Raw genomic sequence first — 20,392 nt, forward strand, 5'->3', positions numbered from 1 at the left:
CCCCCGTCCGTACGACCCTGGAGGACCCCGTGGACATCACGATCATCGGCGCTGGCGCGATCGGCGGCACCATCGGCGCACACATGGCCCGCGCCGGGCACGGCGTGCTGCTGTGCGACGCGGACGCCGACCACGTCGCCGCGATCAACGCCCACGGGCTGCACATCGAGGGCCCCGTCGAGGACTTCACGGTCCGCGTGGACGCCGTCACGCCGGAGGAGCTGCCGTCGCGAGTCGGTGCCGGCGGGGTCGGCGCGGCGGTCGTCGCGGTGAAGAGCCTGCACACCGCGTCCGCGGCCCGGGTGCTCGCCGAGGTGCTCGCCCCGGACGGGTACGTGCTCACCACCCAGAACGGTCTGACCGCCGACACCCTGTCCGCGGTCGTCGGCGCCGAGCGCGTGGTGTCGAGCTTCATCAACGTCGGCGCGGACTACCTCGAGCCGGGGCGGATCCTGCAGGGCAACATCGCCGCGTTCCGGATCGGCGAGCTCGCCGGGGGAGCGATCACCCCACGCGTCGGTCTGCTCGCGGACGCGATGCCGTACGCGCTGCCGACGGAGAACGTCCTCGGGTACCTGTGGGGCAAGGAGGCCTACGGCGCGATGCTCTGGGCCGGAGCCGTCTCGGACCTGACGATCGCCGACTCGCTCTCGCTGCCGGAGTACCGCGAGCTGATGATCGCCGTCGCGCAGGAGGCCATCGACCAGGCACCCGTCCAGGTCGAGTCCTTCGACGGCTTCGTGCCCGACGACCTGCCCGGCTCCCTCGACCGCCTCGCCGCGTTCAACCGCCGCAGTGCGAAGGCCCGGTCCGGGATCTGGCGCGACCTCATGGTGCGCAAGCGCAAGACCGAGGTCGACGAGGTGCACAAGGACATCCAGGGCCCTGTGTTCGACCGGATCGTCGCCATGGTCCACGACGTCGAGGAGGGCCGCCGCACGTGCGAGCGCGCGAACCTCGACGAGCTCGCCGCCTTCGTCCACGACCTCCCCACCCACGTCTGAACCGGAGCATCCCATGCGCGCAGCCCTCTACCAGGCCGCCGGCCACGTCACCGTCGAGGACGTCCCCGACGCCGCCCTGCACGAGCCCACCGACGCGGTCGTCCGCGTCGTCCGGTCCTGCGTCTGCGGGTCCGACCTCTGGTCGTGGCGCGGGGTGACCCAACGCGAGCCCGGGTCGCGCCTCGGCCACGAGTTCATCGGCGTCGTCGAGGAGGTCGGCCAGGACGTCCACACCGTCGCGGTGGGGGACCTCGTCGTCGCCCCGTTCCAGTGGTCCGACGGCACCTGCCCGGCCTGCCTGGACGGCATCAACACGCGGTGCGAACACGGCGGGACGTTCGGCGCGCCCGGTGCCGACGGGGGACAGGGCGAGGCCGTCCGGGTGCCCCTGGCCGACGGCACGCTCGTCGTCGTGCCCGGCGGCCTCGCCGGAGTCGACGAGCACCTGCTCCCGTCCCTGCTCGCGCTGAGCGACGTCGCGGGCACCGGCCTGCACGGCGCCGTCCTCGCCGATGTCTCCGAGGGCTCGACCGTCGCGGTCATCGGTGACGGCGCCGTCGGGCTCGCCGCGGTGCTCGGCGCCCGGTCCGTCCTCGGCGCCGAGCGGGTCATCCTGATGAGCAGCCACGAGGACCGCGCGACCATCGGTCGGGCGTACGGCGCCACCGACGTCGTCAGCGTCCGCGGGGACGACGCCGTCGCCGCCGTCCGCGAGATGACCGGGGGCCTCGGGGTCCGCCACGTCGTCGAGGCCGTCGGGACACCGGAGTCCTGGGCGACGGCGATCGGCATGGCCCGGGTCGGCGGCACGATCGGCGCAGTCGGTGTCCCGCACACCAGTCCACAGCTCGGGATCTTCCAGCCGTTCGTGCAGCACCTGACCCTGCGCTTCGGCCTCGCCCCGGTGCGCCGGTACCTGCCCGACCTCGTCGCGCGCACGATGGCCGGGACGTACGACGCCGGATCGGTGTTCGACCTGACGCTGCCGCTCGCGGACGTCGCCGAGGGCTACCGTGCGATGGACGAACGACGCAGCATCAAGGCGATGCTCGCGGGCTGACGGTCAACCCCCAGTTCGCGATTTCCGCCCGGGCGGGGGGAGGTGCAACGGTGTGGAGGACTCGTTCACCGACTGATCAGGGGATCCAGCATGCGGGCAGTCGTCTTCGCGATGGTGCCGTCGACGCCGTGGACGGACGGAGCGTTCGCAGTGCTCCTCGCCGCACTGCGGGAAGGCAACGCCGCGGTCGACGTCACCGGGGTCCTGACACGGCACCAGGACCGAGCCGTCGGCGTGGTCGAGGGCGATGACGACGACGTGTCCGACCGTCTGGCGCAGCTGCAGGCGGACCCGCGGTACAGCGCCGTCCGCGTGCTGTCCTCGGAGACCTCCCGCCGCCGGGTCTTCCCCGAGTGGGCGGCGGCGTACCAGCAGGCCGACCCGCTCCTGCACGGCGACGAGGACGTGGCCGATCTGCTCACCGCACCGCTCGACGCCGACCCGGAGCTCCTGGCTCGTCGCGGGGAAGCGTTGCTGAGCTGGTTCCGCGCGCACCCGAGAGCACCCCTGTCCGCCCAGCACCACACCGACAGCACCTCCGAGCCGGTGCGCGTCGTGAACGTCGCGATCGAGGTGCTGCACGAGACCGGCATCGAGGACTGCTCCCTGGAGCTCGTCGCCGACGTCGCCAGCATCGGCCTCGACGAACTCGTCGTGCTGTTCCCGACCCGCCCCGACCTCGTGCGCGCCATGATCGAACGGTGGGCGGGAGCCCTGTCCGGCCCGCTGCTGCCGATCGCCGCGGAACTCGGCGCCGTCGCCTACCTCCGGGCCCTCGTCCGGGCGCACGCGGAACAGCCGGCCCTGATGCGGCTCGTCGCGAGCACGCTCAGCACGAGCACCAGCTCGACCCAGCCCGGCGGGGAGTACTTCCGGGCGATGTACTCGGGCTTCAAGGCCGTCATCCGCGACGCGCTCGAGGACGACGTGCGAGCCGGTCGGGAGCCGGCGACGATGGACGCCGAGCGCGGGGCACAGCAGCTCCTGGCCCTGTTCGACGGCCTCCGTGTCCAGGCGCTCCTCGAACCGGGACTCGACATGGTCGACGCGTTCGACCGCGGCACCGCACGAACCCGACGCGGCTGGTCCGAGCCGTACGAGCAGCACGACCCCTTCCGACAGCTGCCCGCGGGCGTACGCCCATGAGCGACAGCGGATCGACCACCCTGGCGGGGGAGCAGGCGGAACGTGGGCGTGTCATCGCCGGCGCCGTCCAGGCCGCGCGGCGGGACGGCTTCGACACCATCGACTACTTCGTCGTCGCGCGTGCGGCGAACGTCGAGGTGTGGATGGTCAAGAAGCTCTTCCCCACGTGGGACGCGCTCGTCGTCGCAGCGGCGTCGCACTGGATCGAAGCCGGTCGCCGCCAGTCACGTGTGATCGCCGAGACGAAGGGCGCCGTGCCGTACCTCCGGCACCTGCTCCGGCTCGGGCAGCTCGACCCGGCGATGATGCGCGCGCGCATCCACCTGATGAGCACGGCCTGCAGTGCACCGGACACCGACGCCGGCTGGTACCGGGAGCAGTACGCGCAGCTGCTGCAGGACACGACGCTGTTCCTGACGCGTGACATGGTCACCGGGCGTGAGCCGCGGTCGATGGCTCCTCGGCACGCGGCGAAGCAGCTCGTCGCGCTGTACGACGGGCTGCAGCTGCAGTACCTGCTCACGGTCGAACCCGACCTGCTCGGGACCTGGGACCGTGCGGTCGCTCGCATGCGGAGTGGCTGGAGCGACGAGTAGGCGCCCCCCCCCCCCGCGCGCGGAGTGAGCCCTGCCGCAGCCTGGGATCGAAGCACCTGTCCCGCTGACCCATCCGCTCCCGAGCGCGGTTTCCCGGTCAGGCGCAGACCGCGATGAACGCGCAGCCGTCGCCCGCGGCTCGGATCGACCGGGTGGCTTCCGGTGTGACTGCGGCCGCGGAGCCGGGGACGAGTTCGACCGCCGTCCCGTCGACGACGAGCCACCCGGAGCCGCGGACGAGGACGTACGCATCCTCGACGCCGTCGGTGCAGTGATCATGCGGCACAGTCTCGGCACCGGCCGGGAGATCGACGTGGTACAGCCCGAAGGCCTCGACGCCGAGCGCCGCGTTCAGGCGCCGGTCCCACGGGCTGGAAGCAGGATGGCCCGCAGCGGACGGCGGTACGTCGGAGACGTGGATGACGGAGTAGCCCATGTGTCGCTTGTACCAGTGGCGCGTTCTGCAGCGGCCGTTGCCAGCGAGCCGATGAAGGATCGGCGACCGGACGGCCTCAGTTGGCGATGGCTCCTGCTCCAGGGCGCAACCAGTGTCGGAGGCTGGTCAGGGCGAGGGTCCGGTCGTCTGCCCCGAAGGCTCGGTCCTCACGGAACAGCAGGAAGACCTCGCGCTGTGTACTTCCCCAAGAGTCTCGCCGTTCAATCACCGCGGCTGCAGGGAAACCGACGATGTCGCTCTTCGCGATCCTGCGTGTGGTCAACACGTCTCGAAGGATGAGCGCGTCGGGAGTCAGTACGTACGCCGCGCGCACTGCCCGAGCCGAACCCACAACCGCAACAGCAGCCACGACGCTGGCAAGGACGCTCTGCAGTGGTCGATGTGGTTGGTAGCTCGCGGCGAACACGGCGGCCGCCCCCACGACTCCGAGGAGGCCGGAGACCATAGCTCGCACGGCGAGTGGGCCGGGATCGTCGTACTGGAAGTCACCGCACTAGCTTGCACCGTCAGCCGACCGTCCATCGAGACGGTCCAATGGGGGTTGCCCCGGCCGGCGTTTGCTGTCAGTGGGAAGGAGTGAGGAGCCGGGAGATGACGTCGTGTGAGATGTCCGCGATCTTCTCGACGAGGTCGAGTTCTGCAAGCTCTGAAACCGCAACGACCAGCTGAACCCGAGATCGGCCGTCGGGACGGTGTTCTCGTAGTGTGCGGGGATGCAGTGGCAGCAGGCGCTTCTCGATCAGCTCGGTGATGCGAGCCCGGCAGTGTGTGCGGTGCGGCCGTATGGTTCCGTCCTCACACCCTTGGAACTTGATCGGTGGAGCGACCTCGATGCGGAGGTCGACCTCTCCACAGACGTTGGTGCGCGAACGCTCCTCGCGGCGGAGCTCTGGGCGTGGCAGAGCACCCTCGATGACGGTGTGCAGCGTGTCCGCGCAGTCCTCCGCGACGGCCGCCGCTGCGACCTTGCCGTGCGCGGCGCGACGCTCGTGCTTCCACGCCCGCCCGTCGACAACGCCGTGCGGTTCGACCTCGCCCTCGCGGCGACACGCTTCGGCCGTGGCGCGAACGTCATCGGACTGCATCTGACCCTCGGGGTGGTGCGCGAAGCCCTCGTGCACAGCATGGTTCTGGCTGATCGGCAGAGCGGCAGTGTGCATCACCGGTCGGGAGGGCCTACCGACGCCGTTGCTACGCGAGCACTGACGCTGCTGGCCGCCGACCCGGCGTCGGCCATGACGATCCGAGTCGCGGAGTTCTATGCCGAGAGCCGCGCGCTGATCGACGCCGACTACGAATCGGACTGGAGTGGGCTGACCGCGATCGTCGCCCCACCCAGCTAGGTGTCGGCCGCCCGGTCACCCATCGGCCTTCGGGACGGCACCGGACCCGGACGGATGCGGCATGATCGGACGGTGCCACCACTGACCCCGACCGCTGCGTACCGCGCTGCCCGTGACCAGCTGCTCGCCGCGGAGTCCTCCGAGACCGCGCGCGCCGAGTTCCGGTGGCCCGACCTCGGCGACACGTTCAACTGGGCGAACGACTGGTTCGACGTCATCGCCGCCGACAACGACCGCACCGCGCTCTGGATCGTCGATGCGGCCGGCACGGAGCAGCGGCTCAGCTACGCGGAGATGGCAGCCAGGTCCGACCGCTTGGCCGCGCGCCTGCACGAGCACGGTGTGCGGAAGGGTGACCACGTCCTGGTGATGCTCGGCAACCAGCTCGAGCTCTGGGAGACGATGCTGGCGGTGATCAAGCTCGGTGCCGTGATCCTGCCGACGTCGACGATGCTCGACACCTCCGACCTGCAGGACCGCGTCGACCGCGGAGCCGTGGCGCACGTCGTCACGAACCACGGCGAGACGGCGAAGTACGACGGGGTCCGTGGGGCCTTCTCGCGCATCGTCATCGGTGGTGCGGCGGACGGTTGGACGGAGTACCCGTCGGACCTCGGTGAGCGCGCACCCGCGGGGGAGTCGCGACCCGTCGTGGTCACCCGTACGTCCGACCCCTGTCTCGTCTACTTCACGTCCGGGACGACGTCGAAGCCGAAGATGGTGGTGCACACGCAGACGTCCTACCCCGTCGGGCACCTCAGCACGATGCACTGGCTCGGTCTGCGGCCCGGGGACGTGCACCTGGCGATCAGCTCTCCCGGCTGGGGGAAACACGCCTGGAGCTGCTTCTTCGCGCCGTGGATCGCCGAGGCCACGGTGTTCATCCACAACACCCCGCGCTTCGACCCCTCTGCGCTCCTGGACCAGATGGACGCGGCCGAAGTGAGCACGTTCTGCGCGCCGCCGACCGCGTGGCGGATGATGCTGCAGTCCGATCAGGGGGAGCGTCCCAGGGCGCTGCGGGAGATCGTGTCGGCCGGGGAACCGCTGAACCCCGAGGTGATCGACCGGGTCGCCGAGGCCTGGGGCTTGACCATCCGTGACGGCTACGGCCAGACCGAGACGACGGCGATCATCGGCAACGCTCCGGGCGCCGACGTCACACCGGGCGCGATGGGGCGCCCACTGCCCGGGGTCACCGTGACGTTGCTGGACCCGGTGACCGGGCAGCCGGGCGACGAGGGGGAGGTCTGCCTGGACCTCCGCGAACGACCCGTCAACCTGATGGCGGAGTACCTCGGCGACCCCGAGCGGACGGCAGCATCGATGCGCGACGGGTTCTTCCACACGGGCGACATCGCCTCCCGGGACGCGAACGACGAACTGACCTTCATCGGCCGGACCGACGACGTGTTCAAGTCCTCCGACTACAAGGTCTCGCCGTTCGAGGTCGAGAGCGTCCTGCTGCAACACCCCGCCGTGGCGGAGAGTGCCGTCGTGCCGGCTCCCGACGACGCTCGACTCAACATCGTGAAGGCCTACGTGACCCTGGCCGCCGGGTGGGAGCCGACGGCCGAGACCGCGAAGCAGGTGCTCGAGCACGCTCGGACCGCACTGCCGGCCTACGCGCGCGTGCGACGGGTCGAGTTCGCGGAGCTGCCGAAGACGATCTCGGGCAAGATCCGTCGGGTGGAGCTGCGCGAGCGCGAGGAGCGAGCCGCGGTTGCAGGCGGCGCGGGCATCGACGGCGAATGGCGAGACGAGCAGTTCCCGGAGCTCCGCGCATCCCGTCCGTAGCCCGAGGCGCGCGCCGATAATGCATATTATGTCAGGTTACTCGTCAGGAAGGCTTGTCTCGAGCCTCCCCTCGAGCCCCGCCCGACGTCCGGTCAGTGGTGCCCGTGCACGACGGCGTGCCCGAGTCCCCGGCTGATCATCCACCGGTTCACCGGCGTCGTGACGATGAACGCGAGGACGAGTGAGACCGCCAGTGAGCCCCAGAACAGCCAGTCGCTCAGCTGGGCGTCCAGAGCGCCCGGCACGGCCGCGATCACCGAGTTGTCGATGAGCTCCATCACCGCGATGGACACGGTGTCCGCGGCCAGGGCCACCTTGAAGGCCGCAGCGACGGTCAGCCCGGACCGGATGACGCCGCGCATGGTCAGGGCGTAGCCGAACACGAAGGCCAGGACTATCGACAGGACGACCGTGCCGGCGTTGTGCAGGCCCGCAGCGGTCCCGATCACCATGCCGAGGACCTCACCGATCGCGCAGCCGGTCAGGCAGTGCAGCGTCGCCTGCGCCGCCATCGCCCAGGTCGTCGAACCGTGCCCGCTCGTGCCGTGGTCGGCCAAGTTGTGGTGCTCGTGTGCGTCCATCCGGTCCTCCGGTCCCGTTCCAATCTCGATGATACCCCCAGGGGGTACCGAGAGGCCAACACGGGAGCGCGCAGGACATTCCCGCGGGCAGCGATCGTTCAGGACCAGTGCGACGGCCGCTCGAACCCCGTCGGCAGGAGCGTCCCGGCGTCGCCCTGCGCGCTGTTCACCTGCATCTGCGTCAGGTAGATCGCCTCGGTCAGGTCCGCGCCGGACAGATCGGCGTCGCGCAGGTCGACTCCGAGCAGGTCGCAGCGGTGCAGTCGAGCGTCACGGAGGTCAGTGGCGATGGCGGTGCTCCCCCGCAGTGTCACCCCGCTGAGGTCACGCCCGCGGAGCCGAGCGCCCATCAGGTCGGCGCCCGGCTCGAGCGCGCGCTGGGACCGCGGTTGCCGGATGGTGGCGACCTGCTGTCGGGCGATGTCGCTCGCACGCACGAGCAGCGCCCGGGCGGCGTCGTACTCGGCGCCGACGTCGAGCTCGGCCAGCGCCGAGGGCGTCCCGTCGCTCAGCACCCGGACGTGCTCGAACGCCGTTACCCACGGAGCAGGGTCGACGGCACCCGTGACCAGGTCGATCGCCTCGTCGAGGTACCACAGCAGTTCGTGCAGCCGGCGGACGATCGGGAACGTCCCGAACATCGCCGTGCGGGTGGCGTCGTCGTCGCGCCACGAACGTCCGGCGAACGTCTGCCGCGACACCTTCTGCCCGGCGCCGAAGCAGTCGAAGACGGTGCAGCCCTTGAAGCCGCGCTCCCGCAGGTGCGGGTGGATGCGGCACCCGTCGGCACCGTCGAGGTTCGTGCAGGGCTCCCCCGCGTCCTTGTCGAACGGGAAGTCCGCGGACTTCGTGAAGGCGAGAGCGACGCAGCACAGCCCGAAGCAGTTCGCGCAGTCGGCACCGAGGTCCTCACGGCGACCGAGCTCGATGCGCGTCCGCCCGGCTCCGGTCACCCGAACACCGCGACGGTCATGCCCGACCCGGTGGCTGGCAGGTCCATCGCCACCAGGGCCTCGGGCAGGTCGTCGAACCCGATCGTCCGGCCGATCGTCGCGTCCGGACGCAGCCGACCGGCCACGACGTCGTCGAGCATGGCCGCGTACTCCCCCACGGCGATGCCGTGACTGCCGAGCAGTTCGAGCTCCTCGCCGATGACCCGCCCCATCGGGATCACCGGTGTCGCTTCGTCGCCGAGGAGCAGCCCGACCTGCACGTGCCGTCCGCGCGGCCGCAGCGACCCGACCGCGGCGACGGAGGTCGCCCGGCTCCCGAAGGCGTCCACGGACACGTGCGCTCCCCCGTCCGTGCGTCGTCGGACCTCGTCGACGGCGTCGGGTCCGGACGCCACGGTCTCCGCGCCGAGTGCTGCCGCCCGCTCGAGCGCCGCGGGCGAGACGTCCACGGCGACCACGTGTGCGCCGGCGGCGACCGCGACGATGATCGTCGACAACCCGACACCGCCGCACCCGAACACGGCGACGTGCTCCCCCGCCCGGAGCCGCCCTCGGGCGTGCAGCGCGTGGTACGCCGTCCCGAAGCGGCAGCCGAGCCCGGCCGCCTCGGCGAACCCGATGCCGTCGGGCAGCGCCACGAGGTTGACGTCGGCCTGCGGCACGACGAGCTCCTCGGCGAACGACCCCGGCAGCGTGAACCCGGGCTGCTGCTGACGCGTGCACACCTGGGTCGCGCCGGCGAGGCACTCGTCACACGCCCCGCACGCGAAGACGAAGGGCGCGGTGACCCGGTCCCCGACCCGGTGCTGGGTCACGTCGGACCCGGCCTCGACGACGACCCCGGCGAACTCGTGTCCCGGGACGTGCGGCAGCGTCACGGAGTCGTCGTGACCCCGCCAGGCGTGCCAGTCGCTCCGGCAGACCCCGGTCGCGGCGACGCGCACCACCACGCCGTGTGGCGGGCACACCGGCCGCTCGACGTCGACGATCTGCGGGGTGTCCCCGAACTCCCGGTACATGACTGCGCGCATCCCGTCATCCTGCCAGCAGGCGGACTTCCCCGAGACGATCGACCGGTCACACGACCGACCCGTCAGACGACCGACCGGTCAGACGACCGGCCCGTCAGACGACCGCCCGGTCAGACGACCTCTCGTAGGATCGGCGGATGTCCTCCACCGCGATCCGTCGCAGCGCCCGGATGTCCCTCGTCGCGATCGTCGTCGCCCTGACCGGGCTTGCCAGCCTGGCCTCGGCCGCTCCGGCCCAGGCCCACTCGGCCCTCGTGTCGAGTGACCCGACCGACGGGCAGACGATCACGACGCCGATCGACCGAGTCGGCCTGACCTTCTCCGAGGCGCCGCTCACCGGGCTCGACGCCGGCCTCCGCATCGAGGTCCGTGACGCCGCCGGCACGGACCGCGCGTCGGGCGACGTCACCGTCGACGGCACGACGATGTCCCGCGCCGTCGACCTGGCCGACGGCGCGTACACGGTCCTCTGGCGCTACGTCTCCCCCGACGGCCACCCGGTCACCGGCGAACTCGGCTTCACGGTCGCGCTCCCTGCCCCCACGCAGGGGCCGTCCGCCTCGGCGACGCCGACCGCACCCTCCGACGAACCCACCGAGACCAGCGCGACGGTCGAGCTGACCCCTTCCGCCACCCCGGCAGCGAGCGACGCCGGTTCCGGCGCCGGTGGAGCCGCACTCTGGCTGGGTGCGGGCGCCGTCCTCGTCGCCGGCCTGGTCGCGGTCCTGGCGGTGGCTCGCCGCCGCCGCGCACCCACCGACGACTGACCCGCCCGGTCGACCCGACGACGGTCGGCGCACCACCATGACGGACGGGAGGCCCGGTGCCAGCTGGCACCGGGCCTCCCGTCCGTCACGTGGTGCGCGGCGCGCTCAGTTCGGGTGGGTCATGCGGAGGACGTCGAGGGCCTCGTCGAGCTGGGCCTCGGTCACCTCGCCACGCTCGACGTGGCCGAGGGCGACGACGGCCTCGCGGACGGTGACGCCCTCGGCGACGGCGTACTTCGCGACCTTGGCGGCGGCCTCGTAGCCGATGGCCCGGTTGAGCGGCGTCACGATGGACGGCGACGACTCCGCGAAGGCCCGGGCGCGCTCCAGGTTCGCCTGCAGGCCGTCGATCGTCTTGTCCGCGAGGACCCGCGAGCTGTTCGCCAGCAGCCGGATGGACTCGAGCAGGGCGGTGCCCATCACGGGGATGGCGACGTTGAGCTCGAACGCGCCGGACGCTCCCGCCCAGGAGACGGTGGCGTCGTTGCCGATGACCCGGGCCGCGACCATGAGGGTGGCCTCGGGGATCACCGGGTTGACCTTGCCGGGCATGATCGAGGACCCGGGCTGCAGGTCGGGGATGTGCAGCTCGCCGAGCCCGGTGTTCGGACCGGAGCCCATCCAGCGCAGGTCGTTGTTGATCTTCGTCAGGCTGACCGCCAGCACCTTGAGCGCGCCGGAGGCCTCGACGAGGGCGTCGCGCGCCCCCTGGGCCTCGAAGTGGTCGAGGGCCTCGGTGATCGGCAGGCCGGTGTCCGCGGCGAGCTGCGCGATGACCTGCTGCGGGAAGCCCTTCGGGGTGTTGATGCCCGTGCCGACGGCGGTGCCGCCGAGCGGGACCTCGGCCACGCGGGGGAGCGTGGCGTTCACGCGCTCGATGCCGAGCCGGACCTGGCGGGCGTAGCCGCCGAACTCCTGGCCGAGCGTCACCGGGGTGGCGTCCATCAGGTGCGTCCGCCCGGACTTCACCGCGTCCGCCCACTCGACGGCCTTGCGCTCGAGCGACTCGGCGAGGTGCTCGAGTGCCGGCACCAGGGACCGGATCAGGGCGTCGGTGACGGCGACGTGGACCGAGGTCGGGAAGACGTCGTTCGAGGACTGCGAGGCGTTGACGTGGTCGTTCGGGTGCACGGCGTCGCCGGCGATGTCGGAGGCGAGGGTCGCGAGGACCTCGTTCATGTTCATGTTCGACGACGTGCCGCTGCCGGTCTGGTAGACGTCGACGGGGAACTGGTCGTGGTGCTCGCCGGCGATGATCGTGTCGGCGGCCTGCTGGATCGCGTCGGCCGCGCTGCCGTCGATGATCCCGAGCTGCCCGTTCACGATGGCCGCCGCACGCTTGATCCGTGCGAGGGCGATGATCTGTGCGGGCTCGAGGCCGGTGCCGGAGATCGGGAAGTTCTCGACGGCGCGCTGGGTCTGTGCGCGGTAGAGCGCCGAGGCCGGCACGCGGACCTCGCCCATCGTGTCGTGTTCGATCCGGTAGTCGCCGGTGGTGTCGGTCGCGGTGGTGTCGGTCGTCGCGGTGGTGTCGGTCACGTCGTCGTGGTCCTTCCTGGTGGTGCTGCCGGACGCGGTCACGTCCGGCTGGTTCTGTCGGTCGGGTTGGTCGTCCGGCTGGTTCTGCCGGTCGGGTTCACCGTCCGGGAGGTCGGGGCAATCGCGCCGGTGCCGTGGGCCTGGAGGTCAGGCGTCGCCCACGACGGTGTCGATCGCGACCTCGCCCGTGGCGAGGTCGTAGGTTGCACCGACCACGGCCAACCTACCCTCGGCGATGGCGTCGGAGACGGCGCCTGAGCGTTCGAGGACCGCACGCAGCGTGGCTTCCAGGTGGGCGGCGCCGATGGCTTCCTGGGGGATGTCGGCGTCGGTGGCGCGGACGCGCTCGACGCTGGGGGCGATGGCGTCCACGAGGGCCTGCAGGTGCGGGGCCGGGACGGGCTCACCGGACCGGGCGGCGGCGACGGCTCCGCACCGGGTGTGGCGGAGGACGACGACGAGCGGGGTCCCGAGGGCGACGACGGCGAACTCGATCGAGCCGAGCACGACGTCGTCCACGATCTGTCCGGCGTTGCGGATCGCGAAGACGTCGCCGATGCCCGCGTCGAACACGTGCTCGAACGGCACGCGTGAGTCGGAGCAGCCGAGGACCGTCGCGAAGGGCGCCTGGGAGCCCTCGAGCTCGGTCCGGCGCTGCGGGTCGATGCGGCCGGTGCGGCGCTTGTCGGAGGCGAACCGGGCGTTGCCCTCGACGAGCAGACGGAGGGCTTCAGCGGGGGTGGACGCGGCGCGGTCGGTCATGTGGTTCGGCTCCTCGGTGCTGCTGCGGGGGGTCGGGCTGGTTCGGGGGTGGTGGGGCTACGAGCTGAGTTGCTTCGCCACGGCGCCGGCGACCGCGCGGAAGGAGGCGTCGTCAGCGGTGCCGGCGAGCACGATGGTGTCCGTGCCGAAGGTCCCGACGAGTGAGTAGAGCTGGTTGCCGGCGTCCTGGCCTTCGTCGCGCCGGTCGTACACGGTCCACTTCGTGCCGCCGATCGAGCGGGTGCCGGTGGCGCGGTGCTGGTCGAGCTGGTTCGCGACCCAGGTCGGGTTGGCCCCGATGCCCTGCTGCATGCCGATGTACTGCTTGTCGGGTGTCAGGAAGCCGACCGTCCAGACGTCGACCCCGTCCGCGGTCTTGTCCGTGTAGTCGGCGCGGTTGGACGAGTAGCCCTTCGGGAGCACCGGCGCAGCCAGGGGCACGCCGGGCACGTCCGCCTGGTCGGCGACCTGGCGGTAGTCGACGTTGCGGTCCACGGTGCTGTCGGGTCGTGCGACGACGGCGACGAGGAAGAGCACGATGCCGAGCGACGCGATGAGCGCGAGCACGAGGTTGAACGCGGTCTGGTGCTCCTTGCGGGAGCGTCGCGCGGTGTCCTTGCGGAGCCAGGTCTCCTCGGCCGTCTCGGGGCGGCCGAGCTCGGCGACGATCGGGCGGCCGGTGTCCGGGTCGCTCATCGGTCGGCGTCCGAGGAGTCGGAGGCGGCACGGGCGGCGTCCAGCCGGGCGCGGGCGCCGACGAGCCATTCCTCGCACCGGGCGGCGAGGGCTTCGCCGCGTTCCCAGAGCGTGAGCGAGCGTTCGAGCGTGGCAGAGCCCTGCTCGAGTTCGCCGACCACGCGCACGAGTTCGTCGCGGGCGGCCTCGTACGTCAGGGACCGGACGTCGGACTGCTCGGCTGGTGCGGACTGCTCCTCGGTTGACACGACTCGATCCTACCGAGGGTCCACCGACGCCACCGTGTGCGGGGTGCGCCTGTGGAGAACGGCGTCCGGGGTCGTCACGGTGCTCAGCCCTCGCCGTCCGGGCCGGGACCCTCCGCGGTCAGCGTGCCGGTCGCGGTGCCGGCGCCGAGCGTGACGCGGACGTCCGCGGTGCCGTCGAGGTCCGAGGCCGCACGCACGACCGCACCGTCGCCCGTCTGCACGATGGCGTAGCCGCGGCGGAGCGTGTCGCGGGGGGAGAGGGCCCGGAGTCGTCCGGTGAGGTGTCCGACGTCGGCGTGGGACCGTTCGATGCGTCGGTCGAGCAGCTCGCGGGCGCGGGAGAGGTCACGGGCCACCTCTTCTGCGCGGGTGTCGACGAGCCAGGCGGTGGACGCGAGGGCCGGCCGCGAGCGCAGGGCCGCGATGCGGTCGGCCTCCACCGACAGGGTGTGCGAGAGCCGGAGTCCGATCCGGGCACGGGCCTGGCGGACGTTCGCGAGCTCCTCGGCGACGTCGGGGACCACGCGCTTGGCGGCGTCGGTCGGGGTGGACGCGCGGAGGTCGGCGACGTCGTCGAGGAGCGGCCGGTCGGCCTCGTGCCCGATGGCGGAGACGATCGGCGTGGTGGCCGCGGCTGCCGCACGGACGAGGCCCTCGTCGCTGAAGCCGAGCAGGTTCTGGAAGTCGCCGCCACCGCGGGCGACGACGATGACGTCGACCTCGGGGTCGGCGTCGAGCTCCTGGATCGCCGCCGTGACCTCGCCGACGGTGCGGTCGCCCTGCACCGCGGTGTGGACGGTCCGGAACTCGACGTGCGGCCACCGTAGCTGGGCGTTCCGCTTGACGTCCTTCTCGGCGTCGGAGTCCTTGCCCGTGATCAGGCCGATGCGGTGCGGCAGGAACGGCAGGCGCCGTTTGCGGGAGACGTCGAACAGGCCTTCCTCGGCCAGGGTCCGGCGGAGCCGTTCGAGGCGTTCGAGCAGGTCACCGAGCCCGACGTGCTTCATCTCGACGACCTGCATCGTCAGGGAGCCGCCCTTGACCCAGTAGTTCGGCTTGACCGCCGCGACCACCCTGGCCCCCTGCTTGAGGTCGGCGGGCACCCGGGAACGGACGCTCGACCAGATCGAGAAGGACACGGTGGCGTCGACCTCGAGGTCCTTGAGCTTGCCGTAGACGTTGCCGCCCGCGACGTTCCACTGGGTGATCTCGCCCTCGATCCAGGCGGTGCCGAGGCGGTCGATCCAGTCCCGGAGCTTCGCGCCGAGCAGCGCGACCGGCCATGGGTTGTCGGCCGTCGGTGGGCCCTGTTCGATCGCCATCGTGCTCCTCTGCGGTGGTGCGGTCCCCATGGTGCCGGACACCCCTGACGATCCGCGTCCGGGTGGCCCGTCCGCCACCCTCCGCGCCCCCAGCGTGTGTCGGTCCCGCTCACCTATCATCGGGGACGTGACGATCACCAACGGCCACTCGGTCCCGCTCGCCCCGCCGCGCAGCCCAGCGCCGCGTGGTCGGCTGCGGAACGACCCGGTCGCCGGCAGCAAGAAGGTCCTGCTCGCGGCACCCCGTGGGTACTGCGCGGGCGTCGACCGCGCGGTGATCGCCGTCGAGAAGGCCCTGGAGCAGTACGGCGAGCCCGTCTACGTCCGCAAGCAGATCGTCCACAACGTGCACGTCGTGTCGACGCTCGAACAGCGCGGAGCGGTCTTCGTCGACGACGTGGACGAGGTCCCGCGCGGGTCCCACGTCGTGTTCAGCGCTCACGGCGTCTCACCCGCGGTCGTCGCCGGTGCGGCCGCCCGTGACCTGCACGCCATCGACGCCACCTGCCCCCTGGTCACGAAGGTCCACCGCGAGGCCACCCGCTTCGCCAAGGCCGAGCGCACCATCATCCTGATCGGGCACACCGGCCACGAAGAGGTCGAGGGCACCATGGGCCACGCGCCCGAGCGGACGATCCTGGTGAACGGGCCCGCCGACGTCGCCGCACTGACCGTTGACGACCCCGACAACCTCGTCTGGCTGTCCCAGACCACGCTGAGCGTCGACGAGACGATGGAGACCGTCCGGCTCCTGCGCGAGAAGTTCCCGACCATCGAGAACCCGCCCTCGGACGACATCTGCTACGCCACCCAGAACCGGCAGGTCGCGATCAAGAAGGTCGCACCGCAGGCCGACCTCGTCATCGTGGTCGGGTCCGCCAACTCCTCGAACAGCGTCCGCCTGGTCGACGTGGCGCTCGAGTACGGGGCCACGGCGGCGCACCGCGTGGACTACGCCGAGGAGATCCGGCAGGAGTGGCTCGACGGCGTCCAGACCGTCGGGGTCACCAGTGGCGCCTCGGTGCCCGAGCAACTCGTGCACGAGGTCCTCGAGCAGCTCGCCGACGCCGGCTACGGCACGGTGGAAGAGGTCGTCACGGCGCACGAGGACCTGATGTTCTCGCTCCCCAAGGAACTCCGCACCGACGCATCGGGCAACGCCACGCGCGGGCTCGGCGGGCGGCGCCGATGAGCGCGCGGGGTGACTGGTCGGCGGCGCCCGACCGCGACCGTGGCGTGCCACCACAGGACACCGGCTCGGGTGACGGCACCCACACCCACACCGACGCTGGCGCTGCGCGCGTCGCCGGCTCCCGGCCCGAGGGTCGTCCCGCTCCGCAGTACGGCGAGTACGCCCCGGAGGGCTGGGTGAACCCCGTCCTGGTCGAGCAGGAACGCCTCGAACGGCAGCGCTCGCAAGGCGACCGTCCCGCGTCGCCGCAGCAACGGCCCACGCCGAAGACCACGGCCGCCAGACAGCCCGAGTCGGACTCCGGACGTGCTCCGACCCCGGCTGGCACGCCCGTCGCTGCGCGCTTCGGTGCGTCGCCCGCGGACTTCCTGCTCACCGTGATGCTGCTCGCCTTCGGGCTCGTCTCGGTGCTGCAGTCGTTGGCGTTCCGCTCGGTCGCCGCGAACCTGGCCCGGCAGCTCGAGGTCCGGTACACCGCGCTGTCGGACCCCGGCGCGCTCGTGGGCGCAGCGCTCGTCAGTGCGATCGGCGGCCTGGTGCTGTTCGTGCTCGTCGCGTGGTGGTCGGTGGTGCGCCTGCGCAACCGGAAGCGCACGGTCTGGGTCCCGCTGCTCGGTGGACTCGTCGCGTCGGTGGTCACGCTGTCGGCGTTCCTCACGGTGATGCTGCACGACGACCGCTTCGTCGCGTGGGCCATGCAGAACGCGGGCGGCTGACACCGGTCTCGGTGCCGCCGTCGCCGACCACGCTCCGGATGCGCTGCGTCGCCGCGTCCAGGTGCTCGGCCAGCGGGGTGTCAGAGTCGTCGGCGAGCCATTGACCGAGTGCCGCCTCGAACAGCTCGACGGTCACGCCAGCGAGGACGACCGCGGTGAGCGGGTCGTCGCCGCGCAGGACGAACCCGGCCCGGACGGCTTCTCGGAGGTCGGCCTGCTTGCGGAGGTCCCGCTCGCGGAGCGCCGGCTCGGCGTCGATGACCCTTCGAGCGGCGCGGATCGCGGAGCGGCGCGGCTCGAACCGCTGCTGCGCGAGGGTGCGGAGGCCGACGAGCACGACGTCGAGCGGCGGGACGTCCAGCGGAGCCTCGGCGAGCATCCGCGTGGCGATGGCCGGGATCTCGTCATCGCCGAAGAAGACCTCGCGCTTGTCGCTGAAGTACCGGAAGAAGGTCCGTTTGGTCAGCCCCGCGCGCTCGACGATGTCCGGCACCGTGGTCGCCGTGAAGCCGCGCTCCTCGAACAGCTCCATCGCGGCCGCTCGCAGTCGTTCCCGGGTGCCCGGCGCCCATCTGGCCATGCCGCCAGCATAGGTGATGACACCAGGTGTCATGACGGGCTACTGTGATGACACCAGGTGCCATCGAGGTCACGCCGCTCATCTGCCGGAAGGCAACCATGCCCCAGAACTCCGCCGCTGTGCTCCGAGCGCTGCGCACCCCGTTCGTCGTCGAACCCGCCCACGTCCCGACGCCTGCGAGTGACGAGGTCGTTGTGCGAGTGCGGGCGGTGGCCGTCAACCCGGTCGACTGGGTCATCCAGGGCACCGGGTCCGTGACCTACCGCTGGCTGCAGACACCGGTGGTGCTCGGCTCCGACGTCGCCGGCGAGGTCGTCGCCATCGGGTCGGCCGTCACCCGGTTCCGGGTGGGCCAGCGCGTGTTCGGACTCGCCACCGGGACTGACCGCGGTCGGGACCCGCAGCACGAGGGCGCGTTCCAGGACCACACCGCGCTGCTCGAGCGACTGACCGCACCGACGCCGGACGACCTCACTGACGAGCAGGCGGTCGTGCTGCCGCTCGGGGCCTCGACGGCCGCGTGCGCGCTCTTCCAGGAGCGCCACCTCGGGCTCCGCATGCCTGGACACGCGACGGTCGACGGCGCGGGCGGCACCGCTGACGGCGACCGCGGCGTCGTCGTGGTCTGGGGCGGATCGACGAGCGTCGGCATGAACGCCGTCCAGCTGGCCTCAGCCGCCGGCTATGACGTCGTCACCACGGCGTCGCCTCGGAACGCCGAGCTCGTCCGGTCGCTCGGAGCCGAGGTGGTGGTGGATCACCACGACCCGCACGCGGTCGACGCCCTCGTCGCGGCCATCGCCGGCCGCCGAGTCCTCGGCGCGGTGGCGCTCGGGACGACCTCGGCCGCCGCCTGCATCCAGGTGCTCCGTCGGACGGGCGGCACCGTGCTGGCGCTGGCGAGCACCCCGGTGTCCCTCGACCGACTTGCAGGACGTCGACGGCTGTTCCCAGCGATGCTCCCCGTGTTCAGCCGGCTCGGCCTCACGATGGCCGGACTGATGCTCAGCGCCCGCCGCGCCGGCATCCGGACCGCCTTCATCTGGGGCAGCAGCCTGCGCGACGACGCGGTCGGCCCGATGCTGTGGGGCGAGGTCCTGCCGCGCGGTCTCGCGGACGGCACCCTGCGCGCGGTACCTGAGCCGCTCGTCTTGGGCACCGGCCTCGCCGCCGTCCAGGGTGCGCTCGACCGGCAGCGCGCCGGGGTCTCCGCGCAGAAGATCGTCGTGACGCTCTGACCGACCTCGTCAGCCGGCGAGGAACGCGGCCACGGCACCGTGCAGTGCGGCCAGGTCCTCGACGTGGACCAGTTCGCGCACGGAGTGCATCGACAGCAGTCCGACGCCGATGTCCACCGTCGGGATGCCGAGTCGCGTCGCCGCGATCGGCCCGATGGTCGAGCCACCGGGGATCGTGTTGACGTTCACGAACGGCTGGTACGTCACCCCGGCGGCGTCGCAGGCGGCGGCGAAGACGGCCTCGCCCTTCGCCTCGGTCATGTAGCGCTGGTTCGCGCTGGTCTTGAGCAGCGGACCACCACCCGGGCGCGGGCGGTTGGTCGGGTCGTGCTTCTCGGAGTAGTTGGGGTGGACCAGGTGCCCGGCGTCGCTCGAGAGCAACCACGAGGCCCGGAACGCCCGCGCGGCCTCGGACCGGGTGGCGCCGAGGCCCTCCTGCACGCGGCCGAGCACGTCCTCGAGGAACGGACCACCGGCACCGGACGGCGTCGCCGACCCGACTTCCTCGTGGTCGAACGCGGCGAAGACCGGGACGTGGTCGCCGTCCGCCGGAGCGTCGACGATGCCGCGGAGCCCCGCGTGCACGCTCGTCAGGTTGTCCATCCGGCCCGACGCCAGGAACGAGCCGTCGATGCCGACCCGGGCGGGCGCCTGCGTGTCGGCGAGGAAGAGGTCCCACGACACGGCGGTCTCGCCCACCCGGCCGCGGAGCCACGCGAGGGCGTCGACCCCGCCGGCGCTCGTGGCGTCCGTCCCGACCACGGGGAGCGTGTGCCGCTGCCGGTCGATCTCGGCGCCGGCGTTCACGCCGCGGTCGAGGTGGATCGCCAGGTTCGGGATGCGCGCCACCGCGTCGGTGTCGAGGAGCGTGACGGTGCCGTCCGCGTGGACGACCCGTCCGGCGATGCGGAGGTCACGGTCGAACCAGGTCGACAGGATCGGGCCGCCGTAGACCTCGACGTTGAGCTGCTCCCACCCGCCGACCCGGACGACGGGGTTCGGCTTGAGGCGGAACCCGGGGGAGTCGGTGTGGGCCCCGAGGATCCGGAACGGCGTCGTCGCGGTGGCGCCGGCGGGGAGACGCCAGGCGATGACGGCACCGTCACGCACGACGACGTAGGCGCCGGGATCGGTCGGCCAGGCGTCGCGCTCGTCGAGCTCGGTGAACCCGGCGGCGACGAGCCGGTCACGGGCCACGGCGGCGGCGTGGAACGCCGTCGGCGACGCGGTGACGAAGTGGGCGAACTCGGGGGCGATGGCGTCGACGGTCACCCGACCATGGTGGCACGGTCGCGAGGTGACCAGACGCAGCACTGGCCGCGCCCTGCGGACGCGGCCAGTGCCTCCAGGCGGTGTGGAGCGGG

Annotated in this window: 21 protein-coding genes; 10 read left to right on the forward strand and 11 right to left on the reverse strand. The window is 71.9% G+C overall.

Annotated elements, in window-relative coordinates; genetic code table 11:
- Positions 1-29 precede the first annotated feature (29 nt).
- The 4 genes from ITJ68_RS06840 to ITJ68_RS06855 all read left to right on the forward strand — a co-directional run bounded on the left by ITJ68_RS06840 (position 30) and on the right by ITJ68_RS06855 (position 3,806).
- The gene (locus ITJ68_RS06840; RefSeq protein WP_194660526.1) at positions 30-1,004 is read left to right on the forward strand and encodes a ketopantoate reductase family protein; all 975 of its coding nucleotides are present in this window, start codon (positions 30-32) and stop codon (positions 1,002-1,004) included.
- 13 nt (positions 1,005-1,017) lie between these two features.
- Positions 1,018-2,064 (forward strand): zinc-binding dehydrogenase, encoded by a 1,047-nt coding sequence (locus ITJ68_RS06845; protein ID WP_194660527.1) that lies wholly within the window; start codon positions 1,018-1,020, stop codon positions 2,062-2,064.
- 90 nt (positions 2,065-2,154) lie between these two features.
- Positions 2,155-3,210, forward strand: coding sequence for a BLUF domain-containing protein (locus ITJ68_RS06850; protein WP_194660528.1), 1,056 nt, complete (start codon positions 2,155-2,157; stop codon positions 3,208-3,210).
- Positions 3,207-3,806 (forward strand): TetR family transcriptional regulator C-terminal domain-containing protein, encoded by a 600-nt coding sequence (locus tag ITJ68_RS06855; RefSeq protein ID WP_194660529.1) that lies wholly within the window; start codon positions 3,207-3,209, stop codon positions 3,804-3,806. The genes ITJ68_RS06850 and ITJ68_RS06855 overlap by 4 nt, the downstream gene beginning before the upstream one ends.
- Before the next feature lie 97 nt (positions 3,807-3,903).
- Here ITJ68_RS06855 and ITJ68_RS06860 read toward each other — a convergent pair whose 3' ends face one another.
- Positions 3,904-4,242 (reverse strand): cupin, encoded by a 339-nt coding sequence (locus tag ITJ68_RS06860; protein WP_194660530.1) that lies wholly within the window; start codon positions 4,240-4,242, stop codon positions 3,904-3,906.
- A gap of 734 nt (positions 4,243-4,976) precedes the next feature.
- Between ITJ68_RS06860 and ITJ68_RS06865 the strand changes: the two genes are divergently transcribed.
- Both ITJ68_RS06865 and ITJ68_RS06870 read left to right on the forward strand, forming a co-directional pair.
- Complete coding sequence (locus tag ITJ68_RS06865; RefSeq protein WP_194660531.1) at positions 4,977-5,606, forward strand: hypothetical protein; 630 nt, start codon at positions 4,977-4,979, stop codon at positions 5,604-5,606.
- Between the two features lie 54 nt (positions 5,607-5,660).
- A complete protein-coding gene (locus tag ITJ68_RS06870) occupies positions 5,661-7,403 on the forward strand; it encodes an AMP-binding protein (RefSeq protein ID WP_194660532.1) in 1,743 nt (580 codons plus the stop codon).
- A gap of 92 nt (positions 7,404-7,495) precedes the next feature.
- On the opposite strand, the gene ITJ68_RS06875 is transcribed toward ITJ68_RS06870, so the two are convergent.
- The 3 genes from ITJ68_RS06875 to ITJ68_RS06885 all read right to left on the reverse strand — a co-directional run bounded on the left by ITJ68_RS06875 (position 7,496) and on the right by ITJ68_RS06885 (position 9,968).
- On the reverse strand, positions 7,496-7,984 hold the full coding sequence (locus ITJ68_RS06875; RefSeq protein WP_194660533.1) for a DUF4396 domain-containing protein: 489 nt from the start codon (positions 7,982-7,984) through the stop codon (positions 7,496-7,498).
- A gap of 98 nt (positions 7,985-8,082) precedes the next feature.
- Complete coding sequence (locus ITJ68_RS06880) at positions 8,083-8,937, reverse strand: pentapeptide repeat-containing protein (RefSeq protein ID WP_323743239.1); 855 nt, start codon at positions 8,935-8,937, stop codon at positions 8,083-8,085.
- Positions 8,934-9,968, reverse strand: a complete 1,035-nt coding sequence (locus tag ITJ68_RS06885) for an alcohol dehydrogenase catalytic domain-containing protein (protein ID WP_194660534.1) — start codon at positions 9,966-9,968, stop codon at positions 8,934-8,936. The genes ITJ68_RS06880 and ITJ68_RS06885 overlap by 4 nt, the downstream gene beginning before the upstream one ends.
- A 137-nt stretch (positions 9,969-10,105) precedes the next feature.
- Here ITJ68_RS06885 and ITJ68_RS06890 point away from each other — a divergent pair, with 137 nt between their 5' ends.
- On the forward strand, positions 10,106-10,735 hold the full coding sequence (locus ITJ68_RS06890; protein ID WP_194660535.1) for a copper resistance CopC family protein: 630 nt from the start codon (positions 10,106-10,108) through the stop codon (positions 10,733-10,735).
- Positions 10,736-10,840: 105 nt separating this feature from the next.
- On the opposite strand, the gene ITJ68_RS06895 is transcribed toward ITJ68_RS06890, so the two are convergent.
- From ITJ68_RS06895 to xseA, 5 genes are all read right to left on the reverse strand, one after another.
- Positions 10,841-12,274: a class II fumarate hydratase gene (locus tag ITJ68_RS06895; protein WP_194660536.1), complete on the reverse strand. Its 1,434-nt coding sequence runs from the start codon at positions 12,272-12,274 to the stop codon at positions 10,841-10,843.
- Positions 12,275-12,421: 147 nt separating this feature from the next.
- Positions 12,422-13,036 (reverse strand): carbonic anhydrase, encoded by a 615-nt coding sequence (locus ITJ68_RS06900; protein ID WP_194660537.1) that lies wholly within the window; start codon positions 13,034-13,036, stop codon positions 12,422-12,424.
- 57 nt (positions 13,037-13,093) lie between these two features.
- The gene (locus ITJ68_RS06905; protein WP_194660538.1) at positions 13,094-13,732 is read right to left on the reverse strand and encodes a DUF4245 domain-containing protein; all 639 of its coding nucleotides are present in this window, start codon (positions 13,730-13,732) and stop codon (positions 13,094-13,096) included.
- On the reverse strand, positions 13,729-13,980 hold the full coding sequence (locus ITJ68_RS06910) for an exodeoxyribonuclease VII small subunit (protein WP_194660539.1): 252 nt from the start codon (positions 13,978-13,980) through the stop codon (positions 13,729-13,731). The genes ITJ68_RS06905 and ITJ68_RS06910 overlap by 4 nt, the downstream gene beginning before the upstream one ends.
- A gap of 83 nt (positions 13,981-14,063) precedes the next feature.
- Positions 14,064-15,302, reverse strand: coding sequence for an exodeoxyribonuclease VII large subunit (gene xseA / locus ITJ68_RS06915; RefSeq protein ID WP_194660540.1), 1,239 nt, complete (start codon positions 15,300-15,302; stop codon positions 14,064-14,066).
- A gap of 127 nt (positions 15,303-15,429) precedes the next feature.
- On the opposite strand from xseA, the gene ITJ68_RS06920 reads away from it, so the two are divergent.
- Both ITJ68_RS06920 and ITJ68_RS06925 read left to right on the forward strand, forming a co-directional pair.
- Positions 15,430-16,494 (forward strand): 4-hydroxy-3-methylbut-2-enyl diphosphate reductase, encoded by a 1,065-nt coding sequence (locus ITJ68_RS06920; RefSeq protein ID WP_416354639.1) that lies wholly within the window; start codon positions 15,430-15,432, stop codon positions 16,492-16,494.
- Positions 16,491-17,210, forward strand: coding sequence for a DUF6264 family protein (locus ITJ68_RS06925; RefSeq protein ID WP_194660541.1), 720 nt, complete (start codon positions 16,491-16,493; stop codon positions 17,208-17,210). The genes ITJ68_RS06920 and ITJ68_RS06925 overlap by 4 nt, the downstream gene beginning before the upstream one ends.
- Here the strand turns inward: ITJ68_RS06925 and ITJ68_RS06930 are convergent.
- Complete coding sequence (locus ITJ68_RS06930; protein WP_194660542.1) at positions 17,149-17,790, reverse strand: TetR family transcriptional regulator; 642 nt, start codon at positions 17,788-17,790, stop codon at positions 17,149-17,151. The genes ITJ68_RS06925 and ITJ68_RS06930 overlap by 62 nt on opposite strands.
- Before the next feature lie 98 nt (positions 17,791-17,888).
- Between ITJ68_RS06930 and ITJ68_RS06935 the strand changes: the two genes are divergently transcribed.
- On the forward strand, positions 17,889-19,028 hold the full coding sequence (locus ITJ68_RS06935; protein WP_194660543.1) for a zinc-binding alcohol dehydrogenase family protein: 1,140 nt from the start codon (positions 17,889-17,891) through the stop codon (positions 19,026-19,028).
- Between the two features lie 9 nt (positions 19,029-19,037).
- Here the strand turns inward: ITJ68_RS06935 and ITJ68_RS06940 are convergent, their stop codons facing one another.
- Positions 19,038-20,300: a M18 family aminopeptidase gene (locus ITJ68_RS06940; RefSeq protein WP_194660544.1), complete on the reverse strand. Its 1,263-nt coding sequence runs from the start codon at positions 20,298-20,300 to the stop codon at positions 19,038-19,040.
- Positions 20,301-20,392: the final 92 nt, after the last annotated feature.

This window comes from Curtobacterium sp. VKM Ac-1395, assembly GCF_015350975.1.
GTDB lineage: Bacteria > Actinomycetota > Actinomycetes > Actinomycetales > Microbacteriaceae > Curtobacterium.